Genomic DNA, 25852 nt, shown 5'->3' with positions numbered 1-25852 from the left:
GCGAAATGGAGCGTCAGAACAGCTCCACCTCTCCCTTTATCGGATCGTCGGCCAATCGCTTGAGGTATCGCTTCTCGCGATCGGCCAGGTGGGTGTCGTGCGTGGCGCGCAGCTGGCGCACGCGCACGCGTCCGCTCACCGGGAAGAACTGCACGTGGCGCGGATAGATGTCGCCCACGTCGGCCGCGCAGAGCTTGAGCTTTTCGGTAGCGATGTAACGCTGCACGAAGGCGATGTTGCGCTGGCCGATGTCGGTCATGGTGGACAGCACGCGACCGCCGCCGAAGATCTTCACTTCGAGGTCGTCGCGACGGCCGCCCGCCTTGAGGATGGCGTTGATCAGCTGTTCCATCGCATCGTTGCCGTAGCGCGCGGCACGGCCGACGGTGGAGCTCCAGTTGTCGCGTTCGCCGGCGGGCTCGGGCAGCATGAAGTGGTTCATGCCGCCGATGCGCCGTTTCGTGTCGCGCACGCAGGCCGACACGCACGAGCCGAGCACCGTGGAGATCATCTCTTCCTGCATGCTCACGTAGAACTCGCCGGGCAGGATCTTCACCGTGACCACTTCCTGGGCGGGATCCCAGAAACGGCGCAGGTGCTCGAATCCCGGCAGCACGCTCTTGGGATCGAAGCCGGCGAAGGTGCGCGGCAGCGCGACGGCGGTGTCGCTCATGTACGTTTCCGGTAGACCGTGCGGCCGATCAGGTCGAAGTCCTCGGACAGTCCATACATGGATTCCGAGTGACCCAGGAACAGGTAGCCGCGGCTTTCCAGCATGCCGGCGTAGCGGGAGAACAGTCGCTGCTTCGTCGGCTTGTCGAAGTAGATGACGACGTTGCGGCAGAAGATGGCGTCGAACTTGCCCTGCATGGGCCAGTCGTGGAGCAGGTTGAGCGGCTGGATGGTCACCAGCTCGCGCAGGCGCGGATGCACGCGGGCATAGCCGTCGTAGCTTCCCTCGCCGCGCTGGAACCAGCGCTTGCGGCGCGCTTCGCTCACGCCGCCCAGCCGATCCACCGGGTACACGCCCCTGCGCGCGGTTTCCAGCGCCTGCGGCGAGAGGTCGGTGGCGAGGATCTTGGCGTCGACGGTCGCACCCGTGCGCTCAAGCGCCTCGGCCAGCACCATCGCCAGGGCGTACGGTTCCTCGCCGGTGGAACAGCCCGCCGACCAGATGCGCAGGCGGCCGCCGCGCTTTTCGTCGAGCCAGCGCGGCAGCAGCTCGTCCACGAGCAGGTCGTAGTGGTGCATCTCGCGGAAGAACGAGGTGACGTTGGTGCTGATGCAGCTGGCCAGTTCACCCAGCTCGGAGGCCGGATCGCGACGCAACAGGTCGCAATAGGCGGCGAAACCGGCCAGGTTCAGCGCGCGCAGGCGCCGCAGCAGACGGCCCTGCACGAGCTGGCGCTTATGTTCACCCAGCGAGATGCCGCACTGCTGCAACACGAACTCACGCAGGAAACCGAACTCGGCGTCGCCGAGGCTGGGTCCCTGGGCGCCCGCCGCGGCGGCATCGCCGTTGTCGACGAGCGCGTTCATCGATCAGAACTCCTTCCACACCGCCGCGTCGGCCGACTCGGCCGGACGCGAGGCACGCGGGGCCGGCGCGGGCGCCGTTTCGCGCACGGAGGCGAACAAGGTCTCCATCTCCACCTGGGTGGCGTCCTTGCGCGGCGCGCGGGCGGCCGCGGCCTGGCCGCTCACCTGGAAGAACGACACCTGGCGACTCAGCTCGGTGGCCTGCTCGTGCATCGCGCGGGCGGCGGCGGCGGATTCCTCGACCAGCGCGGCGTTCTGCTGGGTCATTTCGTCCATCTGCAGCACGGCGTGGTTCACCTGGTCGATGCCGGCCGACTGCTCGGAGCTGGCGGCGGCGATCTCGGCGACGATGTCGGTCACCTTCTTCACGCTGTCGACGATCTCCGCCAACGCCTTGCCCGACTGGTCGACAAGTTCGGAGCCGGCCTTCACCTTGCTGGCGCTGTCGTTGATGAGGCCCTTGATCTCCTTGGCCGCACCCGCCGAACGCTGCGCGAGGTTGCGCACCTCGGTGGCCACCACGGCGAAGCCGCGGCCCTGCTCACCGGCACGCGCGGCTTCCACCGCGGCGTTGAGCGCGAGCAGGTTGGTCTGGAAGGCGATCTCGTCGATGAGGCTGACGATGTCGGAAATCTTCTTCGACGACGCGTTGATCTCGCGCATGGCGACGACGGTCTGCGCCACCACTTCGCCGCCCTTCTCCGCCTGCTCGCGGGCACCGCGGGCGAGCTGGTTGGCGTGGCTGGCGTTCTCGGCGTTCTGCTTCACGGTGGAGGTCATCTCCTCCATCGACGAGGCGGTTTCCTCGAGGCTGGAGGCCTGTTCCTGCGTACGCTGGGAGAGATCGTCGTTGCCGCGCGAGATCTGCTGCGCGGCGGTGCTGACCGAGGTGGAACCGTGGCGCACTTCGGTGACGATCGCGGCGAGTCGATCGTCCATGGTGCGGAAAGCCGACTGAAGCTGGCCCAGTTCGTCCTGGCGGGTCACCTGGATGTCGTGGCCGAGCTTGCCGGCGGCGATCTCGTGGGCCACCGCCACCGTCTGCGACAGCGTGCGCAGGATCGAACGGATGACCAGCACGGCGATGACGAGGCAGATGGCCAGGCCGATCAGCAGCGAGGTGATCGACAACGCACGGATCGTCCGGTACTGCGCGGATTCCTTGTCGAAGATGGCCTGGGCTTCCTTGCGCTTGCCCTCGATGAGGCTGCTCAACTGCGACTGGCGGTCCATCAGCAACGGACGGACCTGCAGTTCGAGCACGTCGGAAGCGCCCTGGTCGCCTTCCTTCAGGGCGTCGACCATGTCGTTCTTGGCCTGCACATAGTCGTCGTTCGTGGCCTGCCACTTGTCGTAGGCCTTCTTGATGTCGGCGGACATCGGCAGCTTGCGGAACTCGGCCTTGCGGGCGTCGAGGTCGGCCTGGTACTTCTCGAACTCGGCGATCTTCTGCTTCACCTGGTCGGGATTGCCCACCTTGGCCGCGGCCTCGCCGAGCACGATGAAGGAGAGCAGTGACTGCGTGTTCACGCGGCTGAGCAGTTCGGAGGGCACCAGCTCCTCCTCGTAGATCTGGCGCATGCCTTCGTTCTGGAAGTGCATCGCGCCCAGGCCCACCGCCGCGCCACCGAAGAGCATCAGCGTGAGCAGGCCGAGCACGCCGTACAGGCGACCGCGTACGGTCAGGGCGGGAATCTTAAAGCTGAACTTCTTCATCACGGTTCCAATCGTCAAGGTGCGACAAGGGCGATCCGGGCTTTACACGCCGAACGGGGCCCCTCCCCGCCGGCATGCCCATGCTCAGGCGACGGCTTTCGCTTCCTGGGACGCCAGGGCGGCTTCCAGCATCTGCGCGTCCTGCGGTTGCAGCAGGCGATCCACGTCGAGGAGCAGCACCATGCGCTCGCCGACGGAGGTCAGTCCCTTCAGGTATTCGGTATCGACGGTGGTGCCCATGTCGGGCACCGGACGAATGCCGTCCGGCGCGACTTCGACCACGTCGGACACGGCATCGACCACGATGCCGAACTGGCGGCCGGCCACCATCACGATCACGCAGACGGTGGTGGCGGTGTATTCCTCCCGGGCCAGGCCGAAGCGCAGGCGCAGGTCGAGCACCGGCACGATGGCGCCACGCAGGTTGAGCACGCCGAGCACGTAGGACGGCGCCTGGGGGATACGGGTCACCGGCGTCCAGCCGCGGATCTCGCGCACGGCGAGGATGTCGACGCCGTATTCCTCGTTGCCGAGGTTCACGGTCAGGTACTGGGCGGCCTCGGCGGCGGAGGCGATGCTGGCTGGCTGGTTCATGTCGTTCCCACGGCGGATCGGATCGGGCAGTGGCCCCCTTCGTTAGGGGGTATCGGCCGGGATCGTGGGGACTTGAGGGTGGGCTTGCCGGAAAAACTCCTAGGCACCCGCAAACCGCGATCGGCTCCCACCCCTCCGGTAGCGAAGTCGTCGCCTACCGGAGGGGTGGGAGCCGATCGTATCGGCGAATCGAGCTGGCCCGGTCAGGCCGCCTTGCGGCGCGCCTGCATGCGCACCAGGCCGGTGACGTCGGCGATGAGCGCCACGGCGCCGTCGGGGAGGATGGTGGCGCCCGAGATGCCCATCACGCGACGGTAGTTGGCTTCCAGCGACTTGACCACGGCCTGCTGCTGGCCGATCAGCTCGTCGACGAACAGGCCGATGCGCGTGCCCTCGGCTTCCACCACGATGACGATGCCCTGGTCCACGGACCGGCGCTCGCCATCGCAGCCGAACACGTCGAACAGGCGGACGATGGGCAGCCATTCGTCGCGGAAGCGGAACAGCTCGCCGCCACCGACCACGCTGCGCACGAGATCGGCCTTGACCTGCACCGACTCCACGATCGACACGAGCGGCACGATGTAGGTTTCGCTGCCCACGGCGGCGGTGAGGCCGTCGATGATGGCCAGCGTCAACGGCAAGGTGATGGTGAACGTGGTGCCCTTGCCGTGCACGCTGCGGATGTTCACCGTGCCACCCAGGTCCATCACGTTGCGGCGGACCACGTCCATGCCCACGCCACGCCCGGAGAGATCGGTGGTGGTCGCGGCGGTGGAGAAGCCCGCCTCGAAAATCAGTTCGGCCACGGCATCGTCGGACATGCCCTCGCCCGAGGCGATGATGCCGCGCTGCACGGCCTTGGCCACGATGGCGTCGCGGTTGAGGCCCGCGCCGTCGTCGGCCACTTCCACCACGATGGAACCCCCGCGGTGGAAGGCCTCCATGCGCAACGTGCCGGTGTCGGACTTGCCGGCCGCCGTGCGCTTGGCGGGCACTTCCAGGCCGTGGTCGATGGCGTTGCGCACGAGGTGCACCAGCGGATCGCCGATCTTCTCGAGCACGGTCTTGTCCAGCTCGGTGGTTTCGCCTCGCAGGTCGAGCACCACCTTCTTGTCGAGCTTCTGCGCCAGGTCGCGCACGAGACGCGGGAAGCGGTTGAACACGGTGCTGATCGGCAGCATGCGGATGCTCATCACGCTTTCCTGCAATTCGCGCGTGTGGCGCGCGAGCTGGGCCAGGCCGTGGCGGAACATCTCGAGCTGGGCCTCGCCCACGCCCTCGTTGAACTGGCTGAGCATGGCCTGGGTGATGACGAGCTCGCCCACCAGGTTGATCAGCGTGTCGATCTTTTCGATGCCGACGCGAACCGAGCTCGATTCGCTGTTGGCGGCCACCTCGCGTACGGTGCGCGGCGCGGCGGGCGCCGCCGGTGCGGCCACCGGAGCGGGCGCGGCGACGCGCGGCGTCACCGTGAGTTCGCAATCGCCGTCTACCCAGTCGAACACGCCTTCGACGGCGGCGCGCTTGGCGCCGGCATCGAGACGCAGCGTGTAAGCCAGGTACGAGGCGGTCGGGTCCATGTCGGCCAGCGAAGGCAGCTTCGACGCGTCCACCGTGGTGGCGAGCGGGCCGAGGGCTTCCAGTTCGCGGAACATGCGTGCCGGGTCGTTACCGGTCTTGAGCAGGTAATCGAAGGGACGGAACGCGATGTCCCAGCCCTCGATGGCTTCCGTGGGTGCGGCCGCCTTCGCGGCGACCGGTGCGGCCGCGCCGCCGACCATGGCCGACAGCTCGGCCAGCAGCGACTGGCTTTCGGCGGTGGCGCCGGGCTGGCCCGCCATCTGCAGCGAAAGCATGTCACGGATGACGTCGCCCGAACGCAACAGCAACTCGACGACGGCCTTTTCCATCGGACGGCGGCCACTGCGGACCTCGTCCATCAGGTTTTCGGCCACGTGCGTGAAAGCCGCCACGTCGGCGAAACCGAAGGTGGCCGCGCCGCCCTTGATCGAGTGGGCGGCGCGGAACACCACGTTGATCAGCTCCGGATCGTCGGCACCCTCGTCCAACGCGAGGAGCGCCTGCTCCATGGCGTCGAGACCCTCGAGGCTCTCTTCGTGGAACGCCTTGTGGAATTGCGCCAGATCGACTTTGGACATGGGAGAAACCTGGAGTGACCGGAACGAACGGGGTATCGGATCAGCCGAGCACGCGGGCGACGGTCGCCAGCAGCTGGTCGGGGTCGAACGGCTTGACGAGCCAGCCGGTGGCGCCGGCGGCCTTGCCTTCCATCTTCTTTTCCGGGTTGGACTCGGTGGTGAGCATGAGGATCGGCACGCCGCTGTAACCGCCCATCGTGCGCATCTCGCGCACCATCGAGATGCCGTCCATCACCGGCATGTTCACGTCCGCCAGCACGAGGTCGAACTTGTGGACGCCCGCCTGGTCGAGCGCCGCGCGGCCGTTGTCGGCCTCTTCGACGTCATGGCCGGCGCCACGCAGGGTGAAGGCCACCATGCTGCGCATGGAAGCCGAGTCGTCTACCGCGAGAATCTTTGCCATCGGAGCACCTTCAGTTCACGCCGGCACGGGCCGGCAGTTCAATCAATTCGCTAAGGCCCAGCACGGCGACGCCGCGATGGAGGGAATCGCTCGCGCCACGCCAGCGGACGGCGAGGCCGGCCGCGCGCGCGTCGCGCGAAAAGGCGGCCAGCACCTGCAGGCCCGCCGTGTCGATCTGGTTCACGGCCGAGCCGTCGATGTCCACCGGCTTGCCCGCGGTCAGCGCCGCCAGCAGGGTGTCGCGCAGCGCGGGGGCCGCGCCGATGCGCAGGTCCGCGTCGAGCGCAAGCGCGCCAGCCGTGTTCTTGGAGGATTTGCCAGCCATCGTCCTACCCTTATGCCCCCGTTGCCCGGGGAGGCGTTCGTGAGGCTTATCGGCCCTCGTCCGCAAACCTTTAGGCCGGGGCCTTCGGCGGCAGGATCAGCATGGCGTCGCCGTAGGAGAAGAAGCGGTAGCGCTGCAACACTGCGTAGCGATAGGCGTCGAGGATGGCCTCCTTGCCCGCCAGGGCCGAGACCAGCATCAGCAGCGTCGACTGCGGCAGGTGGAAGTTGGTGATCAGGGCGTCGATGCTGGTGATGCGATAGCCGGGGAAAATGAAGATCTGCGTCTCCCCGGCGAACGGCCTCAGCACGCCGTCGACCGTGGCGCTTTCCAGCGCCCGCACCACCGTGGTGCCCACCGCGATCACGCGGCCGCCCGCCTCGCGGGTGGCGCGGATCTTTTCCACCAGCGAGGCGCCCACGTTGAGCCATTCGCGATGCATCACGTGGTCGCGCACGTCGTCGGCGCGCATCGGCTGGAAGGTGCCCGCGCCGACGTGAAGGGTGACGTAGCCGAAATCGACGCCCTTCCCGCGGAGCTGGGCCAGCAGGGCCTCGTCGAAATGCAGGCCCGCCGTGGGGGCGGCCACCGCGCCCGGCTCGCGGGCGAACACGGTCTGGTATCGCTCCTTGTCTTCCTCGCCGGCACCGCGCTCGATGTAAGGCGGCAACGGCATCTCGCCAAGGCGCGAGAGGATGCGCTCGAGGGGCTCGTCGCCTTCGAAACGCAGCTTGAAGAACTCGCCTTCACGGCCTAGCACGGTGATGAGGCTGCCGTCGGCCAGCACGATGCGTCCGCCTTCCTTGGGCTTCTTGCTCACGCCGAGCTGGGCGCGTGCCTCGTGGGCACCGGTCACCCGCTCGATCAGGATCTCCACCGCGCCGCCGGATTCCTTGTTGCCATGGAGGCGGGCCGGCAGCACGCGGGTGTCGTTGAACACCAGCAGATCACCGGGCTTCACGAGGTCGGGCAGTTCGTGGAACTTGCGATTGGACTTGCTGCCCGCCGCGACGTCGACCACCAGCAGGCGGCTTCCCGAGCGCCGCGCCAGGGGCGCCTGCGCGATGAGATCGGGCGGCAGGTCGAAGTCGAAATCGGATTTCTTCACGAAGGGGGCCGTACGTGGAATGACGGCAGATTATCGCGCAAGCCACGATGCCTTGCTTGGCCGCGACCGACCAGCCGCCATGCCGCCCCCTGCTGGGTAGGAGCCGATTCATCGGCGACAGCCCGATGGCGACACGGTTAGGGATCGCCGATGAATCGGCTCCTACCCAGCCGGGGAACCGGTCCTTATAGCCAGCCTTTCTGCCGGGCCAGGCGGTAGGCCTCGATGCGGTTGGTCGCGCCGAGCTTGCCGATGGCTTCGGAGAGGTAATTGCGCACCGTTCCGTGCGACAGGTTGAGCTGGGCGCCGATCTCGCTGGCCGAACTGCCCTCGCCCGCCAGGCGCAGCACCTGCCGCTCGCGGTCGTTCAGTGGATCGGCCTCCGACCACGCTTCCAGCGCCAGTTGCGGATCGATGGCCCGGCCGCCGCGATGCACGGTGCGCAGCGCGTCGGCGAGCCCTTCGGCGGGCGCGTCCTTCAGCAGGTAGCCGCTCACGCCCGCATCCAGCGCACGGCGCAGGAACCCGGGGCGGGCGAAGGTGGTGACGATCACCACCTTCACCGGCAATTCGTGGCGGTGTACGCGCTGCGCGATCTCCAGGCCCGTGAGGCCGGGCATCTCGATATCGGTGACCAGCACGTCGGGCTTGAGCCGTTGCAGCTCGCGCCACGCGGTTTCGCCGTCCGGAGCGGAGCCGAGCACCTCGATGTCGGATTCGAGATTGAGCAGCGCCGACAAGGCGCCACGCACCATGGCCTGGTCTTCGGCAAGCAGCACGCGGATCATGCGGCGGACTCCGTCAGCACCGATGCGAGCGCGACGCCGACGGTGAGCGTGGTGCCTTGCCGCGCCGGCGAGTCGATGGCGAGCGTACCGCCGATCTGCCGTACGCGTTCGCGCATGCCCGAGACGCCGTTGCCATGCACGGCGAGACCGCCGCGTCCGTTGTCACTGATCCGCATCGAGAAATCCTTGCCGTTCTGGGTGATGTCCACGCGCGCCGTGCTGGCCTGCGAATGGCGATGGATGTTGGTGACCGCTTCCCTCAGCACGAGGGCCAGCGAGGCCTGCACGGACTCGGGCAGGTCCAGTCGTTCGGGCAGCGAGGTTTCCAGCGTGACGCCGGACGCCTCGAGCATGACCCGCGCCGATACCAGCTCGCTGGCGAGGTCGCCCGCGCGCAGGCCGGTCACGGCACTGCGTACCTCGCCCAACGTATGGCGGGCGACGCGTTCGACCTCTTCCATCTCCCGTTGCGCACGCGCCGGATCGGCGAGTGCCAGGCGCCGGGCCAGTTCGGACTTCAGCGTGATGAGTGAAAGTGTATGGCCGAGCAGGTCATGCAGGTCGCGTCCGATGCGCTCGCGCTCGGCCAGCGTGGCCAGTCGCCGAACCTCGGCTTGCGACAGCCGCAATGCCAGGTCGCGACGAACCGAGCGCACGTAGAGGTAATTGCTCGTACCGCCGGCGATGCCGGCGATGGCCACGACGAGGATATGGACGGCCGGAATGCCGAACCACGCCCACCACGCGCAGGCGAGCAGCGTGGCGGCTGCCGTGACGCCGAGCCACAGGCGCGGGCGCGCGGCGAAGGCCAGCAAGGCAAGACCGATGGCGATGTGGCCGATCGCCACGCCGTTCACCGGCCACACCGCGAAGCCCGTCGCCACGATGGCGAGCGCGTTGAACGGTATGCGCCTGAGCGGCCCGAGGAACACCCCGGCGTAGCACACCAGATACACGGCGATGGAGAGAAGCGTGGGCGCGAACCACCGCCACGAAAACGCGGAAACCACCAGCGGCGCCTGGACCAGGGCGAACAGCCAGCCCAGCTGCAGGCCGGCCTGCCAGCGCAGGTAGATCGGCGAGTGCAGGCTGCCGAGCAACGAGTCGCGTGGCGGGGGCGGCAGGCGCATCACGACGCGATCCGATCGGCTTCGATCGCCGACGCACGCGCGATGCGCTCGGCGGCAAGCAAGGGTACGGCGACCTGCAGCCGGGTGCCCTTGCCGCGCTCGGATTCGATGCGCAGCGTTCCGCCGAGCGCCTTCACGCGTTCGCGCATGCCGCACAGGCCGTTGCCTTCGGTATCGACGCCACCGCGACCGTTGTCGACGATGCACAACGTGAGCACGTCTTTTTCCACCGCGACCTTCGCCTCGGCCACGGTGGCCTGCGCATGGCGGTGGATGTTGGTCACCGCCTCGCGCAGCACGAGGGCCAACCCCGCCTCCATGCGTTCGGGCAAGGCGGGCACGTCGGTCACGTAATCGAAGTTCACCATCGAGGCGTTGAGCATCAGGCGTGCGGACGCGAGTTCGGCGGCGAGGCCCGTCGCCCGGATGCCGGTGACCGCCGAACGCACCTCGGCCAGCGCATGCCTGGCGACGCCCTCGGCCTCCTCCATCTCCCGGCGGGCCGCATCCACGTCGCGATCGATGAGGCGACGCGACAGCTCGAGCTTCAGCGTGATCAGCGACAGGGTATGCCCGAGCAGGTCGTGCAGGTCACGGCCGATGCGCTCGCGTTCGGCCGTGGCGGCGAGGCGCCGGACTTCGTCGTGGGAGAGCTTCAGTTCGGCGTCATGCTTCGCGCTGGCCCGGTAGAACAGGTTCACCGTGCCCACGGAAACCGAGATCAGCGAGAGGAACGCCATCTCTTGCCAGGGCCAGTCGTTGGTCCATTCGACGACACCCCAATACGCGGCCAGCACGATGGCCATGCGCAGGTACGCTACCGAAAAGGACGCATTCAGGCCGACGAAGCTGCACGCGTAGACGATGAAGCAACTACCGCCGCCATGGTCGGCCCAGATGCAATCCATGCCCAGCACCGCCATGGCCGCGCCGAACCACGGAGCTTGCCGCACGGGGCGGGTCAGTACGCACGCATAAAGAAAAAGGAACGTGGGAAACGCCAGCAGGGTCACTTCGGTCCATCGCGGCGGCAAGGCCTCGCGACCGAGAAGATCGATGAAGAAGTAGATCGTCCAGATCAGGTGGAACAGGTTCGCCGCGCGCTGCCGCGGCTTCTCGCCGAAGCGGACCCACAGCGAATCCGGCGTCGGTTCGAACCACGAGCGGGCCATGGGCGTGTCCGTTGAGAGGCGTGGCTGCATGCTACTTCAACCGTGGCGGCGCAGGCGACGGGCGGCGATGGCGATGAACGCCCCGGTGAAACCCACCAGCACCAGAACGTGCATCGCGATGCCACCCTCCCCCAGTCCCACCGCCGCCAGCGCCAGCCGGTCGAGGTGATAGGCCGGCCATAGCGGCGCGATCGAGCGCAGCGCCTCCGGCATCATCGACAACGGGAACCACAGACCGGACAGGAACGCCATCGGCAGGTAGATGAGGTTGACGATGCCCGGCGCGCCCTGTCCCTTCACCAGCGTGCCCACCAGCAGGCCGAGCGCGCAGAACGGCAGGACGCCGACGATCTCGACGAGGTAGAACGCGGCGATGCGCGGTGCCGGCATCGGCACGTGCGCGGCGAACACCGCCAGCAGGATCAGCAGCGTGGCGACGATGGCGGCGACCAGCAGGGCCATGCACATCTTGCCGGCGAGGTAGGCGCCCGGCGGCATGGGCAGGGCCCGCTTGAGCGTGAGCAGGCCGGTGTCGCGCTCCAGCGCCAGCGACACGCCGAAACCGAACAGGCCCGGGGCCATCACGCCGAAGGTGCCGTACGACGCGAGCAGGTAGCGCGCCGCGTCGGGACCGTTGCCGTGCGCCAGCACGATGCCGAACATGACGTAGAACACAGAGGGAAAAAGCAGTGTCGGCAGGAGGAAGCCCGGGTTGCGCAGGTAGCGCACGCACTCGGCGCGGGCCTCCTGCACGTAAGCGTTGAACAGGCGGCCCGCGCCCATCACGGGAACGGCGGTGCTTTCGATGACGGCGCTCATGCGGCCTCCAGGGTGGTATCCGCGACATCGTCGCGGGTGATGTCGGCGAAGGCCTCGGCGAGGCTCGCGCGCTGCACTTCCAGTTCGGCCAAATCGGCATCCTCGGCGAGCAACCGGCGCACGGCGGCTTCGGCCTGCGTGGTGGCGATCGTCAGCCGCCCCTCGTGCACGCTCGCCGACACCACGCCCGGCCACCGCCAGGCGGCGTCGGCGCCCACGCTCGTCACGCAACGCACGCGGCAGGTGGCCACGCGGGCACGCAAGGCATCGACCGTGCCCTCGGAAATCACCCGGCCCTTGGCGATCACGCAGACGCGATCGGCCAGCGCCTCGGCTTCTTCGAGGTAATGCGTCGTCAGCACCACCGCGCAGCCCTCGGCGACGAGACGCCGGATCGCCGCCCAGAGCGACTGCCGGGCCGCGAGGTCCATGCCCACCGTGGGCTCGTCGAGAAAGAGCAGTTCCGGCTTGCCCGCCAGCGCCATGGCGAACTGCACCCGGCGCTGCTGGCCGCCCGAAAGCGCTTCGTAGCGACGGCCGAGCAGGTCGTCGATCCCCGCCAGCGCCGCGCATTCGGCCAGCGAGCGCGGCTCGGGGTAATAGCTGGCGGTGAGACGCAGCAGCTCGCCCACCTTCAGCGTGGGCGGCAGCGTGGCCGATTGCAGCATCACGCCGATGCGGCGGCGCGCCTCGATGTCCTGCGGATCGCGGCCGAACAGGGTGGCGCGTCCTTCGTTCGCGCGGTGCAGGCCCAGCAGCAGGCCAATGGCGGTGCTCTTGCCCGCGCCGTTCGGACCGAGCAAGGCCACCAGCTCCCCGCGATGGATATCGAGATCGATGCGTTCCAGCGCCTTTACGGCGCCATAGCGCTTGGAAACCTGTTCGAGCCTGGCAATGCGGGTATCGTCGTTCATGGGTGCCCTCCTTGCGATGCAACATATTCGCGTGCAACCCCTTGGCGGCAGTCGCTTGCGTCATTGTGCGGATGTGACAAGCGTCATCCCGGGGGTTACGCGCATAAAAACCGCATGCTATGCTCGGTGAATAAACCCTTTATTTATATGCACTTAGCTACCACTTTGGGCATATGGACGAAAGGGAGAAACGACAGTACCCGCGTCATTCGAATTACGAGGAGTGGTTATGGACGTCATCGGCCTTCTGCGCGAATTGCGCGATTTCGGCGGCAAACAGCGCACCCGTGGCCTGCCCGATGCCACCGTGGAGCGCTTCGCTCGCGACGACGCGACGCTGGTGCGCGCCGTGGAAGAGGCCGTGGCCTATCACCGCGACCTCCGTGACGGCATGGCCGATTTTCTGCGCATGGACGAATCCGAGCAGATCCATCATCTCCAGTCAGGCCTGGTCAACTTCTATCCCGACGACGGCGTGAACCCCTACGTACCGGCCGCCGCGCGCGGTCCGTGGATCGTCACCCTCAAGGGCGCGGTGCTGCACGACGACGGCGGCTACGGCATGCTCGGCTTCGGCCACAATCCGGAGCACATCCTCGAAGCGATGTCCCGTCCGCAGGTGATGGCCAACGTGATGACGGCCAACGTCTCGCAGCTTCGCCTTTCGGACGCGCTGCGCCGGGAGATCGGCCGCACCCGCGGAGGCAGCCCGTATTCCCACTTCCTGTGCCTGAATTCCGGTTCGGAATCGGTGACACTGGCCGGCCGCATCGCCGACGTCAACGCTCGCCTGATGACCGATCCGGGTGCGCGCCATGCCGGCCGCACGATCAAGCGTCTCGCGGTGAAGGGAGCGTTCCACGGCCGCACCGAGCGCCCCGCCATCTACTCGGATTCGTCGCGCCGCAACTACCAGCAGCACCTCGCGAGCTTCCGCAACGAGGACACGCTGCTCACCGTCGATCCGTACAACGTGGCCCAGTTGAAGGCCGCGTTCGCCGAAGCCGAGCAGAAGGGCTGGTTCATCGAAGCCATGTTCCTCGAGCCGGTGATGGGCGAAGGCGATCCCGGCCGTGCGCTCACGCCGGAGTTCTATGCCGCCGCACGCGAGCTCACCCGTGAACACGGCACGCTGCTGCTGGTGGATTCCATCCAGGCGGGCCTGCGCGCGCACGGCGTGCTGTCCATCGTGGACTACCCGGGCTTCGAAGGGCTCGAGGCGCCGGACATGGAAACCTTCTCCAAGGCGCTCAACGCCGGGCAGTATCCGCTGTCGGTGCTGGCGGTGTCCGCGCGCGTGGCGGGGCTGTATCGCAAGGGCATCTACGGCAACACCATGACCGCCAACCCGCGCGCGCTCGACGTGGCGGTGGCGACGATGCACGAACTCACCGACGACGTGCGCCGTAACATCGTGGAGCGCGGCAAGGAATTCGTGCAGAAGTTCGAGGCTCTGAAGAACGAACTGGGCGGCCTCATCACCAAGGTGCAGGGCACGGGGCTGTTGTTCTCCTGCGAACTGGCGCCCGAGTTCAAGTGCTTCGGCGAAGGCTCCACCGAGGAATACATGCGCGAGCGCGGCATCGGCGTGATCCACGGCGGCGCGAATTCGCTGCGATTCACGCCGCATTTCCGCGTGACGAGCGCCGAGGTCGATCTCATCGTCGAGGAAGTGCGGCATGCGCTGACCGAGGGACCGCGGCGGAGCGAATCCAAAGCCGCTTGAGCGCATCGCTAAACCGTACTCAACGCGCTGGGTTCCTGCTTTCGCAGGAACGACGTGAGGTGGTTTGACACGTAGCGTTCGATCTTTCGGCTCGTCGTTCCTGCGGCGGCAGGAAGCCAGCGCCTTGCATCCGGTTTTCACGAGACGGGGATGCGGCTTTTCGAGCGGGAGGCGCGTAGGCCCACGCATTCACCCCGGCAAACGAACCGACCGCCGAGAAAAGTCGTAAGCTCCCCTCCGCCGGATTGGCCCGGCCTCACGTAGGGGTTCGTCATGCGTACGCAGATTCGTGTCCTCGCCGTTTCCGCCTTTTTCGCCTTCGCCGGGGCCGCGTTCGCCGCCCAGGAAACGCCCGCGAAGAAGGACCTTACTCCCCAGCAGCAGCGCATGAGCACCTGCAACGGCCAGGCGGCCGGCAAGAAGGGTGACGAGCGCAAGGCGTTCATGAGCAGCTGCCTGAAGGGCGAGCAGCCGGCCAAGATGACCCAGCAGGACAAGATGAAGAAGTGCAACGCGGATGCCGCGGGCAAGAAGGGCGATGAGCGCAAGGCGTTCATGAGCAGCTGCCTCAAGGGTTGAGCGCTGACAGCCCGGTAGGAGCCGATTCATCGGCGATCCGCGCCGCGGGGTCGACGCTCCGTTGGGTTTTCGCCGATGAATCGGCTCCTACCGAGCTGTCTTCGCAGGTGGGCATTACAATGCCGGGAGTTCTCCCAGCACCGGCCGCCCCATGAAAATCGTCGAAGTCCGCCACCCCCTCATCCAGCACAAGCTCGGCCTCATGCGCCTGGCCGGGATCAGCACCAAAGAGTTCCGCGAGCTGGCCTCGGAAGTGGCCGCCCTGCTCACGTACGAAGCCACGGCCGACCTGGAAACGGAAACCAAGACGGTCGACGGTTGGGCCGGTCCGGTCGAGGTCGCCCACATCAAGGGCAAGAAGGTCACCATCGTGCCGATCCTCCGCGCGGGCCTGGGCATGCTCACCGGCGTGCTGGAGATGATCCCCGCCGCGCGCGTGAGCGTGGTGGGCCTGCAGCGCGACGAGGAAACCCTCGAACCGATCACCTATTACGAGAAGCTCACCGGCGGCATGGACGAGCGCACGGCGATCATCGTCGATCCCATGCTCGCCACGGCGGGCACGCTGGTGGCCACCGTGGACATGCTCAAGGCCGCCGGCGCGAAGCGCATCAAGGGCCTGTTCCTCGTCGCGGCGCCCGAGGGCCTGAAGCGTATCGAGGCGGCCCACCCCGACATCGAGATCTACGTGGCCTCCATCGACGAACGCCTGAACGAGCTGGGCTATATCCTCCCCGGCCTGGGCGATGCCGGCGACAAGATCTTCGGTACCAAGCAAAAATCCGCCTGAGCTGCCGGATGTGTCACATCCGGCTGTCACATAGCTGGGGCACACTCGCCCAGCGGGCCTGACAGGGGGAACACCGCGCCAGCGCATGGCGGGTGCTTCGGGTCGCGTACAACCGACGACATTCGAAGGGGAATACACGACTATGCGTTCGACCACGTCACGGCGCGCCCTCTGGGCGGCGCTGGCCGGCTTTGTCTCCGTCGTGCCGCTCCACGCGGCCGACCTGTCGATCACCCAGTTCCGCGTCCGCGGCCCCGCCGGGGGCAACGACGAATTCGTCGAAGTGCAGAACGGCGGCAGCGCCCCGCTCGACGTGTCGGGCTTCAAGCTCAACGCGTCGAACGCCACCGGCGTCACCGGCACGCGCTTCACCTTTCCCGGCGGCGTGACGATCCAGCCCGGCTGCTTCGTGCTGCTGGGCAACAAGACCAGCCCGGGCTACTCCGGCGCCATCCCCGCCGACTACACCTATGCCACCGGCATCACCGACGACGGTGGCCTCGCCCTGCTGGATACCGCGGGCAACGTGCTCGACCAGGTGGGCCTGAGCGCCGGTTCGGCCTACAAGCTCGGTACGCCGCTGGCATCGCTCGGCAGCGGCAATGCCGACCAGGGTTACCTGCGCAAGACCACCGGCGGCGGCCTGCCGCAGGGCACGGGCGACAATTCGGCCGACTGGGTGAAGGTGGCTCCGACCACGCCGCACAACGCCGCCTCGGCCTGCGTCGCCCAAGGCCCGAGCCTGTCGATCGCCGACGCCTCGGTGAGCCTGCGCAACGCCGACGACGTGACGATGCCCTTCACCGTGACGCTGAGCCAGCCGCAGGCCGCCGACGTCTCCGTGCACGCCGCCACCGCCGACGACACCGCCACGGTGGCCGCCGGCGACTACGACGCCGTCGACACCACGGTGACCATCCCCGCCGGCCAGACCACGGCGAGCTTCGACGTGAACGTGCACGGGGCGAAGGCGTCCGGCCCGGACAAGGCGTTCAAGGTGAACCTTTCCGGCGCCACCGGCGACGTCACCCTGGCGAAGGCCTCGGCCATCGGCGCGATCCTCAACGAAATCCCGGTCACCGCCGAGATCTGGCAGATCACCGGCCACGACCAGGTATCGCCGCTGCTGGGCAAGCGCGTGTCCACCACGGGCAACGTGGTGACGGCGGTGGGTCCGCAGGGCTTCACCATCCAGACGCCCGACCATCGCGCCGATGCCGATGCCCTCACCTCGAACGGCATCTACGTGTTCACCAGCGCGCCGCCGACGGTGAAGTCGGGCGACGTGGTGAACGTGGATGCCACGGTCGACAACTTCTTCAACCTGCCGGAGCTCAAGGACGCCACGATCGTCACGACGATGCACGGTGCGCGCCTGCCGAAAGCCGTGGCGTTCGACGACAAGGTGCCGTCGCACGATCCGAATCATCTCTCGTGCGGTCCGACCAACTTCCAGTGCTACGTCGGCATGCGCGTGGCCATCGACACCGGCACGATTACCACGGGCAACCTGCGCTTCAGCGGCGAACCGTTCGCCGAGGTGTATATCACCACCGACGGCAACCGCTCGCTGCGCCAGCCGGGCGTACGCTTCACCGTGCCGGTGCCCGACGGCGTGACCCTGCCGAACTGGAACGGCAACCCGCAGGTGCTGAAGATGAACACCGCCGACTTCGGCGCCGTGGCGGCCGATACGCCGTTCAACGCGGGCACCACGTTCCGCGCCGAAGGCGTGATCTCCTACGCGTTCGGTGCGTACACCTTCATTCCCAGCAAGATCACCATCAAGAAGGCGGCGACGCTGCCGCGCCCCGTGGACGCGCGTCCGTTCTACGCCGTGCGCGTGGGCGCGCTGAATACCGAGCGCTTCTGCGACACGGAGTTCAACACCACGTTCACCTGCTCGGGCGGCAGCGCCGAACCCACCGCCGACGAGGTGAAGCTGAAGACGCAGCGCCTGTCGGCCTACATCGGCGGCGTGCTCAAGCTACCGGACATTCTCTCGGTGGAAGAGGTCAAGAGCCTCACCGTGCTGCAGGGTCTCGCCAAGCAGCTGGGTGACGATTACCCGGCCCAGTACGAAGCCTTTCTCCAGCAGGGCCACGATCCCAGCGGCATCAACGTGGGCTTCCTCGTGCGCACCGACCGCGTGCACGTGGTGGATGTGCGCCAGCTCGACGCCGACGCCACGTGGGACGACCAGGGCGGCACGTCGTTCCTGCATGACCATCCGCCGCTGCTGCTCACCGCCGACGTACCGTCGATCGTCGGCCGCATGCGCGTCAACGTGATCTCGGTGCACCCGAAGGCCCGCCAGAACGTGGACAAGACCGGCAGCGCCGCCGATCGCGATCGCCAGAAGCGCTTCCTGCAGGCCGTGTCGCTGGCCAAGCAGGTGCAGATCCTGCAGACCGACCGCAAGAACCTCCTCGCGCCGCTGCTGGTCGTGGGGGACTTCAACGCCTACCCCTTCAGCGACGGCTTCACCGACGTGGTGGGCCTGGTCTCGGGCAAGTACGACGATAGCCAGAACCTGCTCAAGCTCGGCAAGAACCTGGTCAAGCCCACGCTATGGAACGCCGTGGATTCGGTGCCGGAGAACGACCGCTATTCGTTCCTGTTCACCGAGAACTTCGGCAACATCCAGGGCCAGGCGCCGCGTTCGGTGCCGACGCACCAGGTCCTGGACAACGCGTTGCTCAACACGGTGGCCCGCGGCCTGTTCCTGAACATGCAGTTCGGTCGCGGCAACCTCGACGCGCCGGTGCAGACGCTGGACGACGCGGCGAAGGAGACGGGCGTGAAGAAGGCGATCGGCTCGTCCGATCACGACGGTTTCGTGGTGGACATGCTGGCGTTGCCGACGATCATCCTGTAAGCCCCGACGCCCGGTTCCTGCCGGGCGCCTGTTTGCGGATACGATCCGCTCCCACCCCTTCGGTAGCGATGCTGCCTCACGCAGGCTACCGAAGGGGTGGGAGCCGATCGTATCGGCGAACTCAGCGCGCGAAGCGGTTCGTCGCGCGAACCAGCTCCCGCGCGATCCCCGGCTCGAACGCCGAATGCCCCGCGTCCTGCACGATCTTCAGATCGGCCTCCGGGAACGCGCGATGCAGGTCCCAGGCGCTACGCATCGGGCATACCACGTCGTAGCGTCCCTGCACGATCACCGTGGGGATATGGCGAATCCTGCCCACGTCGCGCAGCAACTGCCCGTCGACCTCGAAGAACCCGGCGTTGACGAAGTAGTGGCATTCGATGCGTGCGAAGGCCAGGGCGAACTCGTCTTCACCACTGGAGGCGATGTGCGATTCGTCCTGGTAGAGGTAGCTCGTGGCACCCTCCCACACCGACCACGCGCGCGCCGCCGCCACGCGCACGGCGGGATCGGCATGCGTGAGGCGGCGGTGGTAGGCACTGATGAGGTCACCGTGCTCGGCCTGCGGAATGGCCGAGAGGTAGGTCTCCCACGCATCGGGATACAGGTCGCTGCAACCGGACTGGTAGAACCATTCCAGTTCCGTCCGGCGGAGCATGAAGATGCCGCGCAGCACCAGTTCGGTAACCCTGCCCGGATGCGCCTGCGCGTAGGCCAGCGCCAGCGTCGATCCCCAGGAGCCGCCGAAGACCTGCCAGCGGTCGATGTCCAGGTGCTCGCGCAGCCGCTCGATGTCGGCCACGAGATCCCAGGTGGTGTTGTCTGTGAGTTCCGCATGCGGCGTGGAACGGCCGCATCCGCGCTGGTCGAACAGCACGATGCGGTACTTCGCCGGATCGAAGAAGCGGCGGCAGCGCGGGTTGGTGCCGCCGCCCGGGCCGCCGTGCAGGAACACCACCGGCTTGCCGTGGGGGTTACCGCTTTCCTCGAAATAGAGGGTATGCAGCGGCGACACCTTCAGCATGCCGCTGTTGTACGGCTCGAGCGGCGGGTAGAGGTCGGTGGAATCCTGGGTCATGCTCGTGCTCTGGAAAACGGGAGAGAGATTCCAAGGCTAACGGGGGCAGCCCGGCAACGCCACCGACACGACCGCCCGCTACAGTAACTTGCCCGGATTCATGACGCCGTTGGGGTCCCAAACGGCCTTGATCCCACGCATGAGGGCGATCTCCCCGGGCGACCTCACGCTCGACAGCCAGGGCTTCTTGACCAGGCCGATACCGTGCTCGGCCGAGATGCTGCCCTCGTGGCGGCGCAAGGTCTCCACCAGCATCGAGGTCACGTGCTCGCACTGGGCCACGAAGGCGTCGTTGTCGAGGCCGGCCGGTTTCAACACGTTGATATGCAGGTTGCCATCGCCGATGTGGCCGAACCAGACCACCTCGAAATCCGGGTACTCGACCGCGAGCAGGCGCTGCATGTCGTCCATGAAAGCGGGGACGGCGGCTATCCGCACCGATACGTCGTTCTTGTAGGGACGATGCCGGGCAAGGCTCTCGGTGATGCCCTCGCGCAACCGCCACAGCGAACTGGCCTGGGCGTCACTGGACGCGATGACGCCGTCGACGACCCAGCCCTCCCCCACGCATAGCTCGAAGAAAGCCATCGCCGCATCCTTCGCCGCTTCGTCGGCGGCGTCGAACTCGGTCACCACGTAGAAAGGATGCACGGTATCGAAGGGATCCTGCCCGCCGTGCGCCTTGACGTGCGCGAGCGCGCGATCGGTGAAGAATTCGAAGGCTTCCAGGCGAAGGCGGTGACGGGCTTCGGCGAATACCTTCATCAGGGCATCCATGGCCGGCACGGCCAGCAGCATGACCTGCGTCTGCAGCGGGGGCGAGGTAAGCCACAGCGTGGCCTCGACGACGATGCCGAGGGTGCCTTCCGAGCCGATCACCAGATGCCGGAGATCGTACCCGGAGGCGTTCTTGACCAGGCCGCGATTGAGGTCGAGCAGCTCACCGTGGCCCGTCACCACCTTGAGTCCCGCCACCCACTGGCGGGTGTTGCCGTAGCGGATCACGCGGATGCCGCCGGCATTGGTCGCGATATTGCCGCCGATCTGGCAGGAACCGCGCGCCGCGAAGTCCACCGGATAGATGAGGCTGTGCTCGCGCGCGGCATTCTGCACCGCTTCGAGCGCGATGCCCGGCTGCACGGTGAGGGTACGGTCGATGGGATCGAAACCGAGCACCCGGTTCATCCGGTCGAGGCTGACGACCAGCTCGCCCCGGGCGGCCACGGCGCCGCCGGAGAGGCCCGTGCGCCCACCGGAAGGCACGATCGCCACGCTCGCGCCGTTCGCCCAGCGGACGATGGCCTGCACCTCGGCGATGTCCGCCGGAAAGGCCACGGCCATCGGCGCGGGCGTCCATCGCCGCGTCCAGTCGCGGCCGTGGTGTTCGAGATCGCCGGCATCGATCGACAGCTTGAGTCCCGGCAGGAGGCCGGCGAGCTCGGTCACACGAGGGTCGGTCATAGGGACGTCCAGACATCGGGTGCCCCAGCGTGCCAGCGTCGGGCAGTGCGCGTCCATCGTCCCTTTTCGTAGGAGGCATCTGGCATAGTGGGTTTCCTCATCCAGGACCGGTCACGCCCCATGAAGCGCACGTCGTACCCGAAAGAAGACATCAAGGTGCTGCTGCTCGAGGGGGTCAGCCGGAGCGCGCTGGAGACGTTCAGGCAGGCCGGATATTCGCAGATCGAGTTCCACGAGAAGTCGCTGCCGGACGACGAGCTGCGCGAGCGCATCGCCGACGCGCACATCGTGGGCATCCGCTCGCGCACCCACCTCACCGCCGAGGTGCTGGCCGAGGCCCGCCGCCTGATCGCGGTGGGCTGTTTCTGCATCGGCACCAACCAGGTCGATGCCGCCGCGGCCGAGCGGCTGGGCGTGCCGGTGTTCAACGCGCCCTACTCCAACACGCGCAGCGTGGCCGAGCTGGTCATCGCCGAAACGATCATGCTGGTGCGCCGCATCCCCGAGAAGAATGCCGAATGCCATCGGGGCGGCTGGTCGAAGTCGGCCGCCGGCAGCTTCGAGGTGCGCGACAAGGTGCTGGGCATCGTCGGCTACGGCCACATCGGCACCCAGGTGGGCGTGCTGGCGGAATCCCTGGGCATGCGGGTGATCTTCCACGATATCGAGCCCAAGCTCTCCCTCGGCAACGCACGCCCGGCCGCCAGTCTCGACGACCTGCTCGAGCGGGCCGACGTGGTCACCCTGCACGTGCCGGAAACGGCACAGACCAAGAACATGATCGGCACCGCCGAGCTGGCCCGCATGCGGCCCGGTGCCATGCTGGTGAACGCCTCCCGCGGTACCGTGGTCGACATCGACGCCCTGGCGGCCGCCCTCCAGTCGAAACACCTGGCGGGTGCCGCCGTCGACGTCTTTCCGGTGGAGCCCAAGGGCAACGGCGACCCGTTCGTCTCGCCTCTGGTGGGCATGGACAACGTGATCCTCACCCCCCACGTCGGCGGCAGCACGGCCGAGGCGCAGGAAAACATCGGCATCGAGGTGGCGTCCAAGCTGGTGCGCTACAGCGACAACGGCAGCACGCTCTCGGCGGTGAACTTCCCCGAGGTGTCCCTGCCCGGCCACCCCACCAGCCGCCGTCTCCTGCACATCCACCGCAACATCCCCGGCGTGCTTTCCCAGGTGAACGACGTGTTCTCCCGCGCGGCGGTGAACATCGACGGCCAGTACCTGCAGACCTCACCGCAGGTGGGTTACGTGGTGATCGACGTGACCACCACCGAGGAACGCGCCGCCGCCCTGCGCAACGAGCTGGCGGCCATCGACGGCACGCTCAAGGCACGGGTTCTCTACTGACCGCGTCGTCGGACACGACGCGCGCACGGCCCCGCTCCTTCGCCAGGTAAAGGCGGCGGTCGGCCACGTCGATGAACGGATTCACCTCGTCGTGCTCCTTCGGCACGATGGTGTTCACGCCCGCGCTCAGGGTGAGGCGGTGGCCGGTGCCGATGCCCGCGTGCAGGATCAATGCCTTGTCGACGAGATCGAGGCAACGCCAGGCCTGCGCCATGGCCGTGCCTTCGTCGGTGTCCGGCAGCAGCAGCACGAACTCCTCGCCACCGAAGCGGCACAGCAGGTCGCGCGGCCCGCGCAGGATGCCGGTCAGCGCCTTCGCCACGCGCTTGAGGCACTCGTCACCCTCGAGGTGGCCGTAGTGGTCGTTGTATTGCTTGAAGTAGTCGATATCCAGCACCACCACCGACAGCGGCTGGCGCAGGCGGCGCGCTTCACGCCACTCCACGTCCATCACCTTGTCGAAACGTCGGCGATTGGCCACGCCGGTCAGGCCGTCCTTGTAGGACAGCTCTTCCAGTTCGCGCTGCATGTCGAGCAGCTTTTCCTCGGTGCGCTTGCGCTCGCTGATGTCGAACATGAAGCCGATCAGCGCATTGGGCGTACCGTCGGGATTGCGCACCACGTGCACCACGTCGCGGATCCAGACGAATTCGCCGTCCTTGCGCAGTGCGCGATAGTCGGCCTCGTGATCGATGCCGGCCTGCGACTGCGACACGCAGAAGTTGAATACCCACTCACGATCTTCCGGATGGATACGATCGGACCAGTCCTGCACGGTGGCCCAGGATTGCGGCGACCAGCCGAGCAGTTCTTCGATCTGCGGCCCGATGTAGGCGAAGCGCAGCGTCGCCCAGTCGATTTTCCAGGGGATGGCCCGCGTGGATTCGAGCAGGGTCTTATAGACCCCCGGCTCTTCGTTGAGGATCTCGTCTTCAATGCTCATGGGTGACTTGCATGGCGGTCGAAAGGGGAGCCGGCGGGTTCGTGGCGCGGGCATGGAGCTGGATCAGGTTCGCCGGCTCGTCGTAGTCGATGCGAACGCCTGCGCGCAGGTCACGGCGCATCAGGCGGATCATCGTGTCCACGACGGCGTCGTCGTACGTCCCCGGCGCCTCGCCCGTGACCTCCGCCAGGCGGCCGCGCACCGGTTCGGCGTCGCTCACCACCGGACAGATGCGATAGCGATATTGGCCACCGATGCGCTCGGGCGGAAGGTCCATGAAGCGTTCGTCGATCTGCCGGAACGAACTCAGCGACAACCGGTAGGCATTGTTGCCCAGGACCGGCAGGTCGTCCGGCACCGGTCCGTTCTCGTCGAGCACCTGGAGGCTCGTCGCCAGGGGCAGCAGTTCCTTCATGCGGAACATGCCGTCGATTTCGCGATTCTTCACGCGGGCGAGGTTGGCCAGCAGTTCGCCCAGGGAGGCATGCCCGATCACGGCGGCCTGCTTGGGCAGGCCACCCCAGGCGCCGTCGGCGCCGTTGAGCAGGGCTTCGATCATGGAGGCGTTTTCGAAGCCACCGCCGGCGTGCAGGTGCACGAGGATCTTCATCCGCTCAGGCAGGATCGCGCGTGCGGCGGCGACGTAGGCGCCCACCTGGAACGGCATGTAGGTGCCGCGATCGTCCTCCATGGTGATGCCTTCGATCGGGAGGCTGCCGATCAGTTCGAGCACGTCGAAGGTGTCGTCGGGCGTTTCGGCGAACGCATCGCAACCGTCCACGATATTGATGAAGATACGCGGCGGACCGCCGTTCTCGCCCTTCACGTTGTCGATCAGCCACTGCACGCTCGCCGGGATGCTGCGCTTGAGCGTATCCAGGTCGTACATCTTGGCCATGCCGAACGGGCTCAGGTAGATCTCGTGGACCGTGTTCGGCACGCCGTAGTCGCGAAGTTTCACCTGCGAGGGGTCGGGCGTGAAGCGACCGTCGGCATCGACCAGGCCGATGGCGGTGAACGCGAAACATCCGCGCAGATCGGCGCCGGTGTCGCGCAGCTTGCGCATGAAATCGTCGTCGACCTCGAGTTCGTCGGGTATCGCGTAATCGAGCGTGCCCAGGGAGATATTCTTGAAACCGAACTCGCGCAGGCGCGGCAGGATGGCCATCTTTTCGTCGATGGTCTGGCCGACGCGCGAGCCTACCGGGTTCTCGCGCAAGGAAAGATCGATCAGGAAGGGCCGGATTCCGGCGAGCAGGTCGATCTTGTCCTGCGCCGCTTTCAAGGCCGCATGGGCGCGGTCGCGGGCATCGGTTGATGACATCGTTCTTTCCCCCCGGAAGCGGCATCCGCACGAAAATCGTCTGCCGGTCTATCGGCCGGCGGACGCCATACTTGAGAGCGGATGCCCAGGGGAAATGTGAAGACGTTGCCGGAACTTTCCTAGAGGGCTGAATAACTTGCACGGGTCCGGCCGAATCGGCCTAGCGATAGGCTCAGGGACGCGCCCGAAGGACACCTCGTCGGATGCTCGAGGCGACCGCCGCGCAGACCCAAGAAAGCCGACCAAAGAAAAAGGCGCCCCACTGGGACGCCTTTCGAAATAAATGGTCGGGGTGGCGAGATTCGAACTCGCGACCACTACACCCCCAGCGTAGTGCGCTACCAGGCTGCGCTACACCCCGACGAGCTAACGATTGTAACAGCTTCGATGCCGCCAGCGGAAGCGCCGGTCAGCGACGAAGCAGGGTAAGTACCTCTTCGAGTTCGAGCCTGACCTGGCGCACGATCTGGTGCGACATGCTCGCCTCCATCCGGGCCTGGGGGCCGTCGAGGCGGGCACGTGCGCCCGTGATGGTGAAGCCCTCGTCGTACAGCAACGAACGGATCTGCCGGATCATGAGCACGTCGTGGCGCTGGTAATAGCGACGGTTGCCGCGACGCTTGACGGGCTTGAGGGCGGGAAACTCCTGCTCCCAATAGCGAAGCACGTGCGGCTTGACGCCGCAAAGCTCGCTGACCTCACCGATGGTGAAGTAGCGCTTTGCCGGGATCGCCGGAAGTTCGGTGTTATTCCCTGGATCCAGCATAGCCCTCGACTCTTACCTTGAGTTTCTGGCCGGGGCGGAAAGTGACTACCCGCCGGGCCGAGATGGGGATTTCTTCGCCGGTCTTCGGATTGCGACCGGGCCGCTGATTCTTCTGGCGCAAGTCGAAGTTGCCGAAGCCCGACAGCTTGACCTGCTCGCCCTTCTCGAGCGCCTCGCGCACGACCTCGAAGTACGCGTCCACGAATTCCTTGGCCTCGCGCTTGTTGAGGCCTACGTCGAGGAAAAGCCGCTCGGCCATTTCCGCCTTGGTCAGCGCCATC

The 25852-nt window shown here is 66.9% G+C and carries 24 protein-coding genes and 1 tRNA gene; 5 read left to right on the top strand and 20 right to left on the bottom strand.

What is annotated here, in order from left to right; translation table 11 throughout:
- Positions 1-13 precede the first annotated feature (13 nt).
- The 13 genes from cheD to JNG39_RS13795 all read right to left on the bottom strand — a co-directional run bounded on the left by cheD (position 14) and on the right by JNG39_RS13795 (position 12670).
- Entirely contained in the window at positions 14-673 is a 660-nt protein-coding gene (cheD, locus tag JNG39_RS13855) for a chemoreceptor glutamine deamidase CheD (protein WP_368312207.1), read from the bottom strand.
- Positions 670-1539 (bottom strand): protein-glutamate O-methyltransferase CheR, encoded by an 870-nt coding sequence (locus tag JNG39_RS13850; protein ID WP_368312205.1) that lies wholly within the window; start codon positions 1537-1539, stop codon positions 670-672. Before JNG39_RS13850 ends, cheD begins: the two co-directional genes overlap by 4 nt.
- Positions 1540-1542: 3 nt before the next feature.
- On the bottom strand, positions 1543-3255 hold the full coding sequence (locus JNG39_RS13845; RefSeq protein WP_368312203.1) for a methyl-accepting chemotaxis protein: 1713 nt from the start codon (positions 3253-3255) through the stop codon (positions 1543-1545).
- An 84-nt stretch (positions 3256-3339) separates the two neighbouring features.
- Positions 3340-3849 carry a chemotaxis protein CheW gene (locus JNG39_RS13840; RefSeq protein WP_368312202.1) on the bottom strand — a complete coding sequence of 170 codons (510 nt, stop codon included), beginning with the start codon at positions 3847-3849 and terminating at the stop codon, positions 3340-3342.
- Between the two features lie 203 nt (positions 3850-4052).
- A complete protein-coding gene (locus JNG39_RS13835) occupies positions 4053-6011 on the bottom strand; it encodes a chemotaxis protein CheA (RefSeq protein ID WP_368312201.1) in 1959 nt (652 codons plus the stop codon).
- A gap of 40 nt (positions 6012-6051) precedes the next feature.
- Positions 6052-6414 (bottom strand): response regulator, encoded by a 363-nt coding sequence (locus JNG39_RS13830; RefSeq protein ID WP_144909830.1) that lies wholly within the window; start codon positions 6412-6414, stop codon positions 6052-6054.
- Positions 6415-6424: 10 nt separating this feature from the next.
- Positions 6425-6739, bottom strand: a complete 315-nt coding sequence (locus JNG39_RS13825) for a lipid asymmetry maintenance protein MlaB (RefSeq protein ID WP_368312200.1) — start codon at positions 6737-6739, stop codon at positions 6425-6427.
- 70 nt (positions 6740-6809) lie between these two features.
- Positions 6810-7847 carry a tRNA preQ1(34) S-adenosylmethionine ribosyltransferase-isomerase QueA gene (gene queA, locus JNG39_RS13820; protein ID WP_368312198.1) on the bottom strand — a complete coding sequence of 346 codons (1038 nt, stop codon included), beginning with the start codon at positions 7845-7847 and terminating at the stop codon, positions 6810-6812.
- A 185-nt stretch (positions 7848-8032) separates the two neighbouring features.
- A complete protein-coding gene (locus tag JNG39_RS13815; RefSeq protein WP_368312197.1) occupies positions 8033-8635 on the bottom strand; it encodes a response regulator transcription factor in 603 nt (200 codons plus the stop codon).
- Entirely contained in the window at positions 8632-9765 is a 1134-nt protein-coding gene (locus JNG39_RS13810; RefSeq protein ID WP_368312195.1) for a histidine kinase, read from the bottom strand. Before JNG39_RS13810 ends, JNG39_RS13815 begins: the two co-directional genes overlap by 4 nt.
- The gene (locus tag JNG39_RS13805; RefSeq protein WP_368312194.1) at positions 9765-10937 is read right to left on the bottom strand and encodes a sensor histidine kinase; all 1173 of its coding nucleotides are present in this window, start codon (positions 10935-10937) and stop codon (positions 9765-9767) included. Before JNG39_RS13805 ends, JNG39_RS13810 begins: the two co-directional genes overlap by 1 nt.
- 36 nt (positions 10938-10973) lie before the next feature.
- Complete coding sequence (locus JNG39_RS13800; protein ID WP_368312193.1) at positions 10974-11756, bottom strand: ABC transporter permease; 783 nt, start codon at positions 11754-11756, stop codon at positions 10974-10976.
- Positions 11753-12670 (bottom strand): ABC transporter ATP-binding protein, encoded by a 918-nt coding sequence (locus tag JNG39_RS13795; RefSeq protein ID WP_368312191.1) that lies wholly within the window; start codon positions 12668-12670, stop codon positions 11753-11755. Before JNG39_RS13795 ends, JNG39_RS13800 begins: the two co-directional genes overlap by 4 nt.
- A 229-nt stretch (positions 12671-12899) precedes the next feature.
- On the opposite strand from JNG39_RS13795, the gene JNG39_RS13790 reads away from it, so the two are divergent.
- The 4 genes from JNG39_RS13790 to JNG39_RS13775 all read left to right on the top strand — a co-directional run bounded on the left by JNG39_RS13790 (position 12900) and on the right by JNG39_RS13775 (position 18643).
- Positions 12900-14396 (top strand): aminotransferase class III-fold pyridoxal phosphate-dependent enzyme, encoded by a 1497-nt coding sequence (locus JNG39_RS13790; protein WP_368312189.1) that lies wholly within the window; start codon positions 12900-12902, stop codon positions 14394-14396.
- Between the two features lie 273 nt (positions 14397-14669).
- Positions 14670-14975, top strand: coding sequence for a PsiF family protein (locus tag JNG39_RS13785; protein ID WP_368312187.1), 306 nt, complete (start codon positions 14670-14672; stop codon positions 14973-14975).
- 151 nt (positions 14976-15126) lie between these two features.
- On the top strand, positions 15127-15765 hold the full coding sequence (upp, locus tag JNG39_RS13780) for a uracil phosphoribosyltransferase (protein WP_368312185.1): 639 nt from the start codon (positions 15127-15129) through the stop codon (positions 15763-15765).
- Between the two features lie 142 nt (positions 15766-15907).
- Positions 15908-18643: a lamin tail domain-containing protein gene (locus JNG39_RS13775; protein WP_368312183.1), complete on the top strand. Its 2736-nt coding sequence runs from the start codon at positions 15908-15910 to the stop codon at positions 18641-18643.
- Between the two features lie 121 nt (positions 18644-18764).
- On the opposite strand, the gene pip is transcribed toward JNG39_RS13775, so the two are convergent.
- Positions 18765-19721: a prolyl aminopeptidase gene (pip, locus tag JNG39_RS13770; RefSeq protein WP_368312180.1), complete on the bottom strand. Its 957-nt coding sequence runs from the start codon at positions 19719-19721 to the stop codon at positions 18765-18767.
- Positions 19722-19799: 78 nt separating this feature from the next.
- On the bottom strand, positions 19800-21182 hold the full coding sequence (locus tag JNG39_RS13765) for an FAD-binding oxidoreductase (RefSeq protein ID WP_368312179.1): 1383 nt from the start codon (positions 21180-21182) through the stop codon (positions 19800-19802).
- A 120-nt stretch (positions 21183-21302) separates the two neighbouring features.
- Here JNG39_RS13765 and serA point away from each other — a divergent pair, with 120 nt between their 5' ends.
- The gene (serA, locus tag JNG39_RS13760; RefSeq protein ID WP_368312177.1) at positions 21303-22538 is read left to right on the top strand and encodes a phosphoglycerate dehydrogenase; all 1236 of its coding nucleotides are present in this window, start codon (positions 21303-21305) and stop codon (positions 22536-22538) included.
- Here the strand turns inward: serA and JNG39_RS13755 are convergent.
- From JNG39_RS13755 to ihfA, 5 genes are all read right to left on the bottom strand, one after another.
- Complete coding sequence (locus JNG39_RS13755) at positions 22516-23481, bottom strand: GGDEF domain-containing protein (protein ID WP_368312175.1); 966 nt, start codon at positions 23479-23481, stop codon at positions 22516-22518. The genes serA and JNG39_RS13755 overlap by 23 nt on opposite strands.
- Positions 23471-24805 (bottom strand): homocitrate synthase, encoded by a 1335-nt coding sequence (locus JNG39_RS13750; RefSeq protein WP_368312174.1) that lies wholly within the window; start codon positions 24803-24805, stop codon positions 23471-23473. The genes JNG39_RS13755 and JNG39_RS13750 overlap by 11 nt, the downstream gene beginning before the upstream one ends.
- Positions 24806-25089: 284 nt before the next feature.
- Positions 25090-25166, bottom strand: a tRNA-Pro gene (locus JNG39_RS13745).
- 48 nt (positions 25167-25214) lie between these two features.
- Positions 25215-25571 (bottom strand): MerR family transcriptional regulator, encoded by a 357-nt coding sequence (locus tag JNG39_RS13740; protein WP_368312171.1) that lies wholly within the window; start codon positions 25569-25571, stop codon positions 25215-25217.
- Positions 25552-25851 (bottom strand): integration host factor subunit alpha, encoded by a 300-nt coding sequence (gene ihfA, locus JNG39_RS13735; protein ID WP_144909793.1) that lies wholly within the window; start codon positions 25849-25851, stop codon positions 25552-25554. Before ihfA ends, JNG39_RS13740 begins: the two co-directional genes overlap by 20 nt.
- Between the last annotated feature and the right edge of the window lies 1 nt (position 25852).

The sequence above is a fragment of the Luteibacter sp. CQ10 genome, from assembly GCF_040900725.1.
In the GTDB taxonomy this organism is placed as follows: domain Bacteria; phylum Pseudomonadota; class Gammaproteobacteria; order Xanthomonadales; family Rhodanobacteraceae; genus Luteibacter.
Note: the sequence above shows the minus strand (reverse complement) of the source record. Positions and strands in the feature narration are given on the sequence as shown.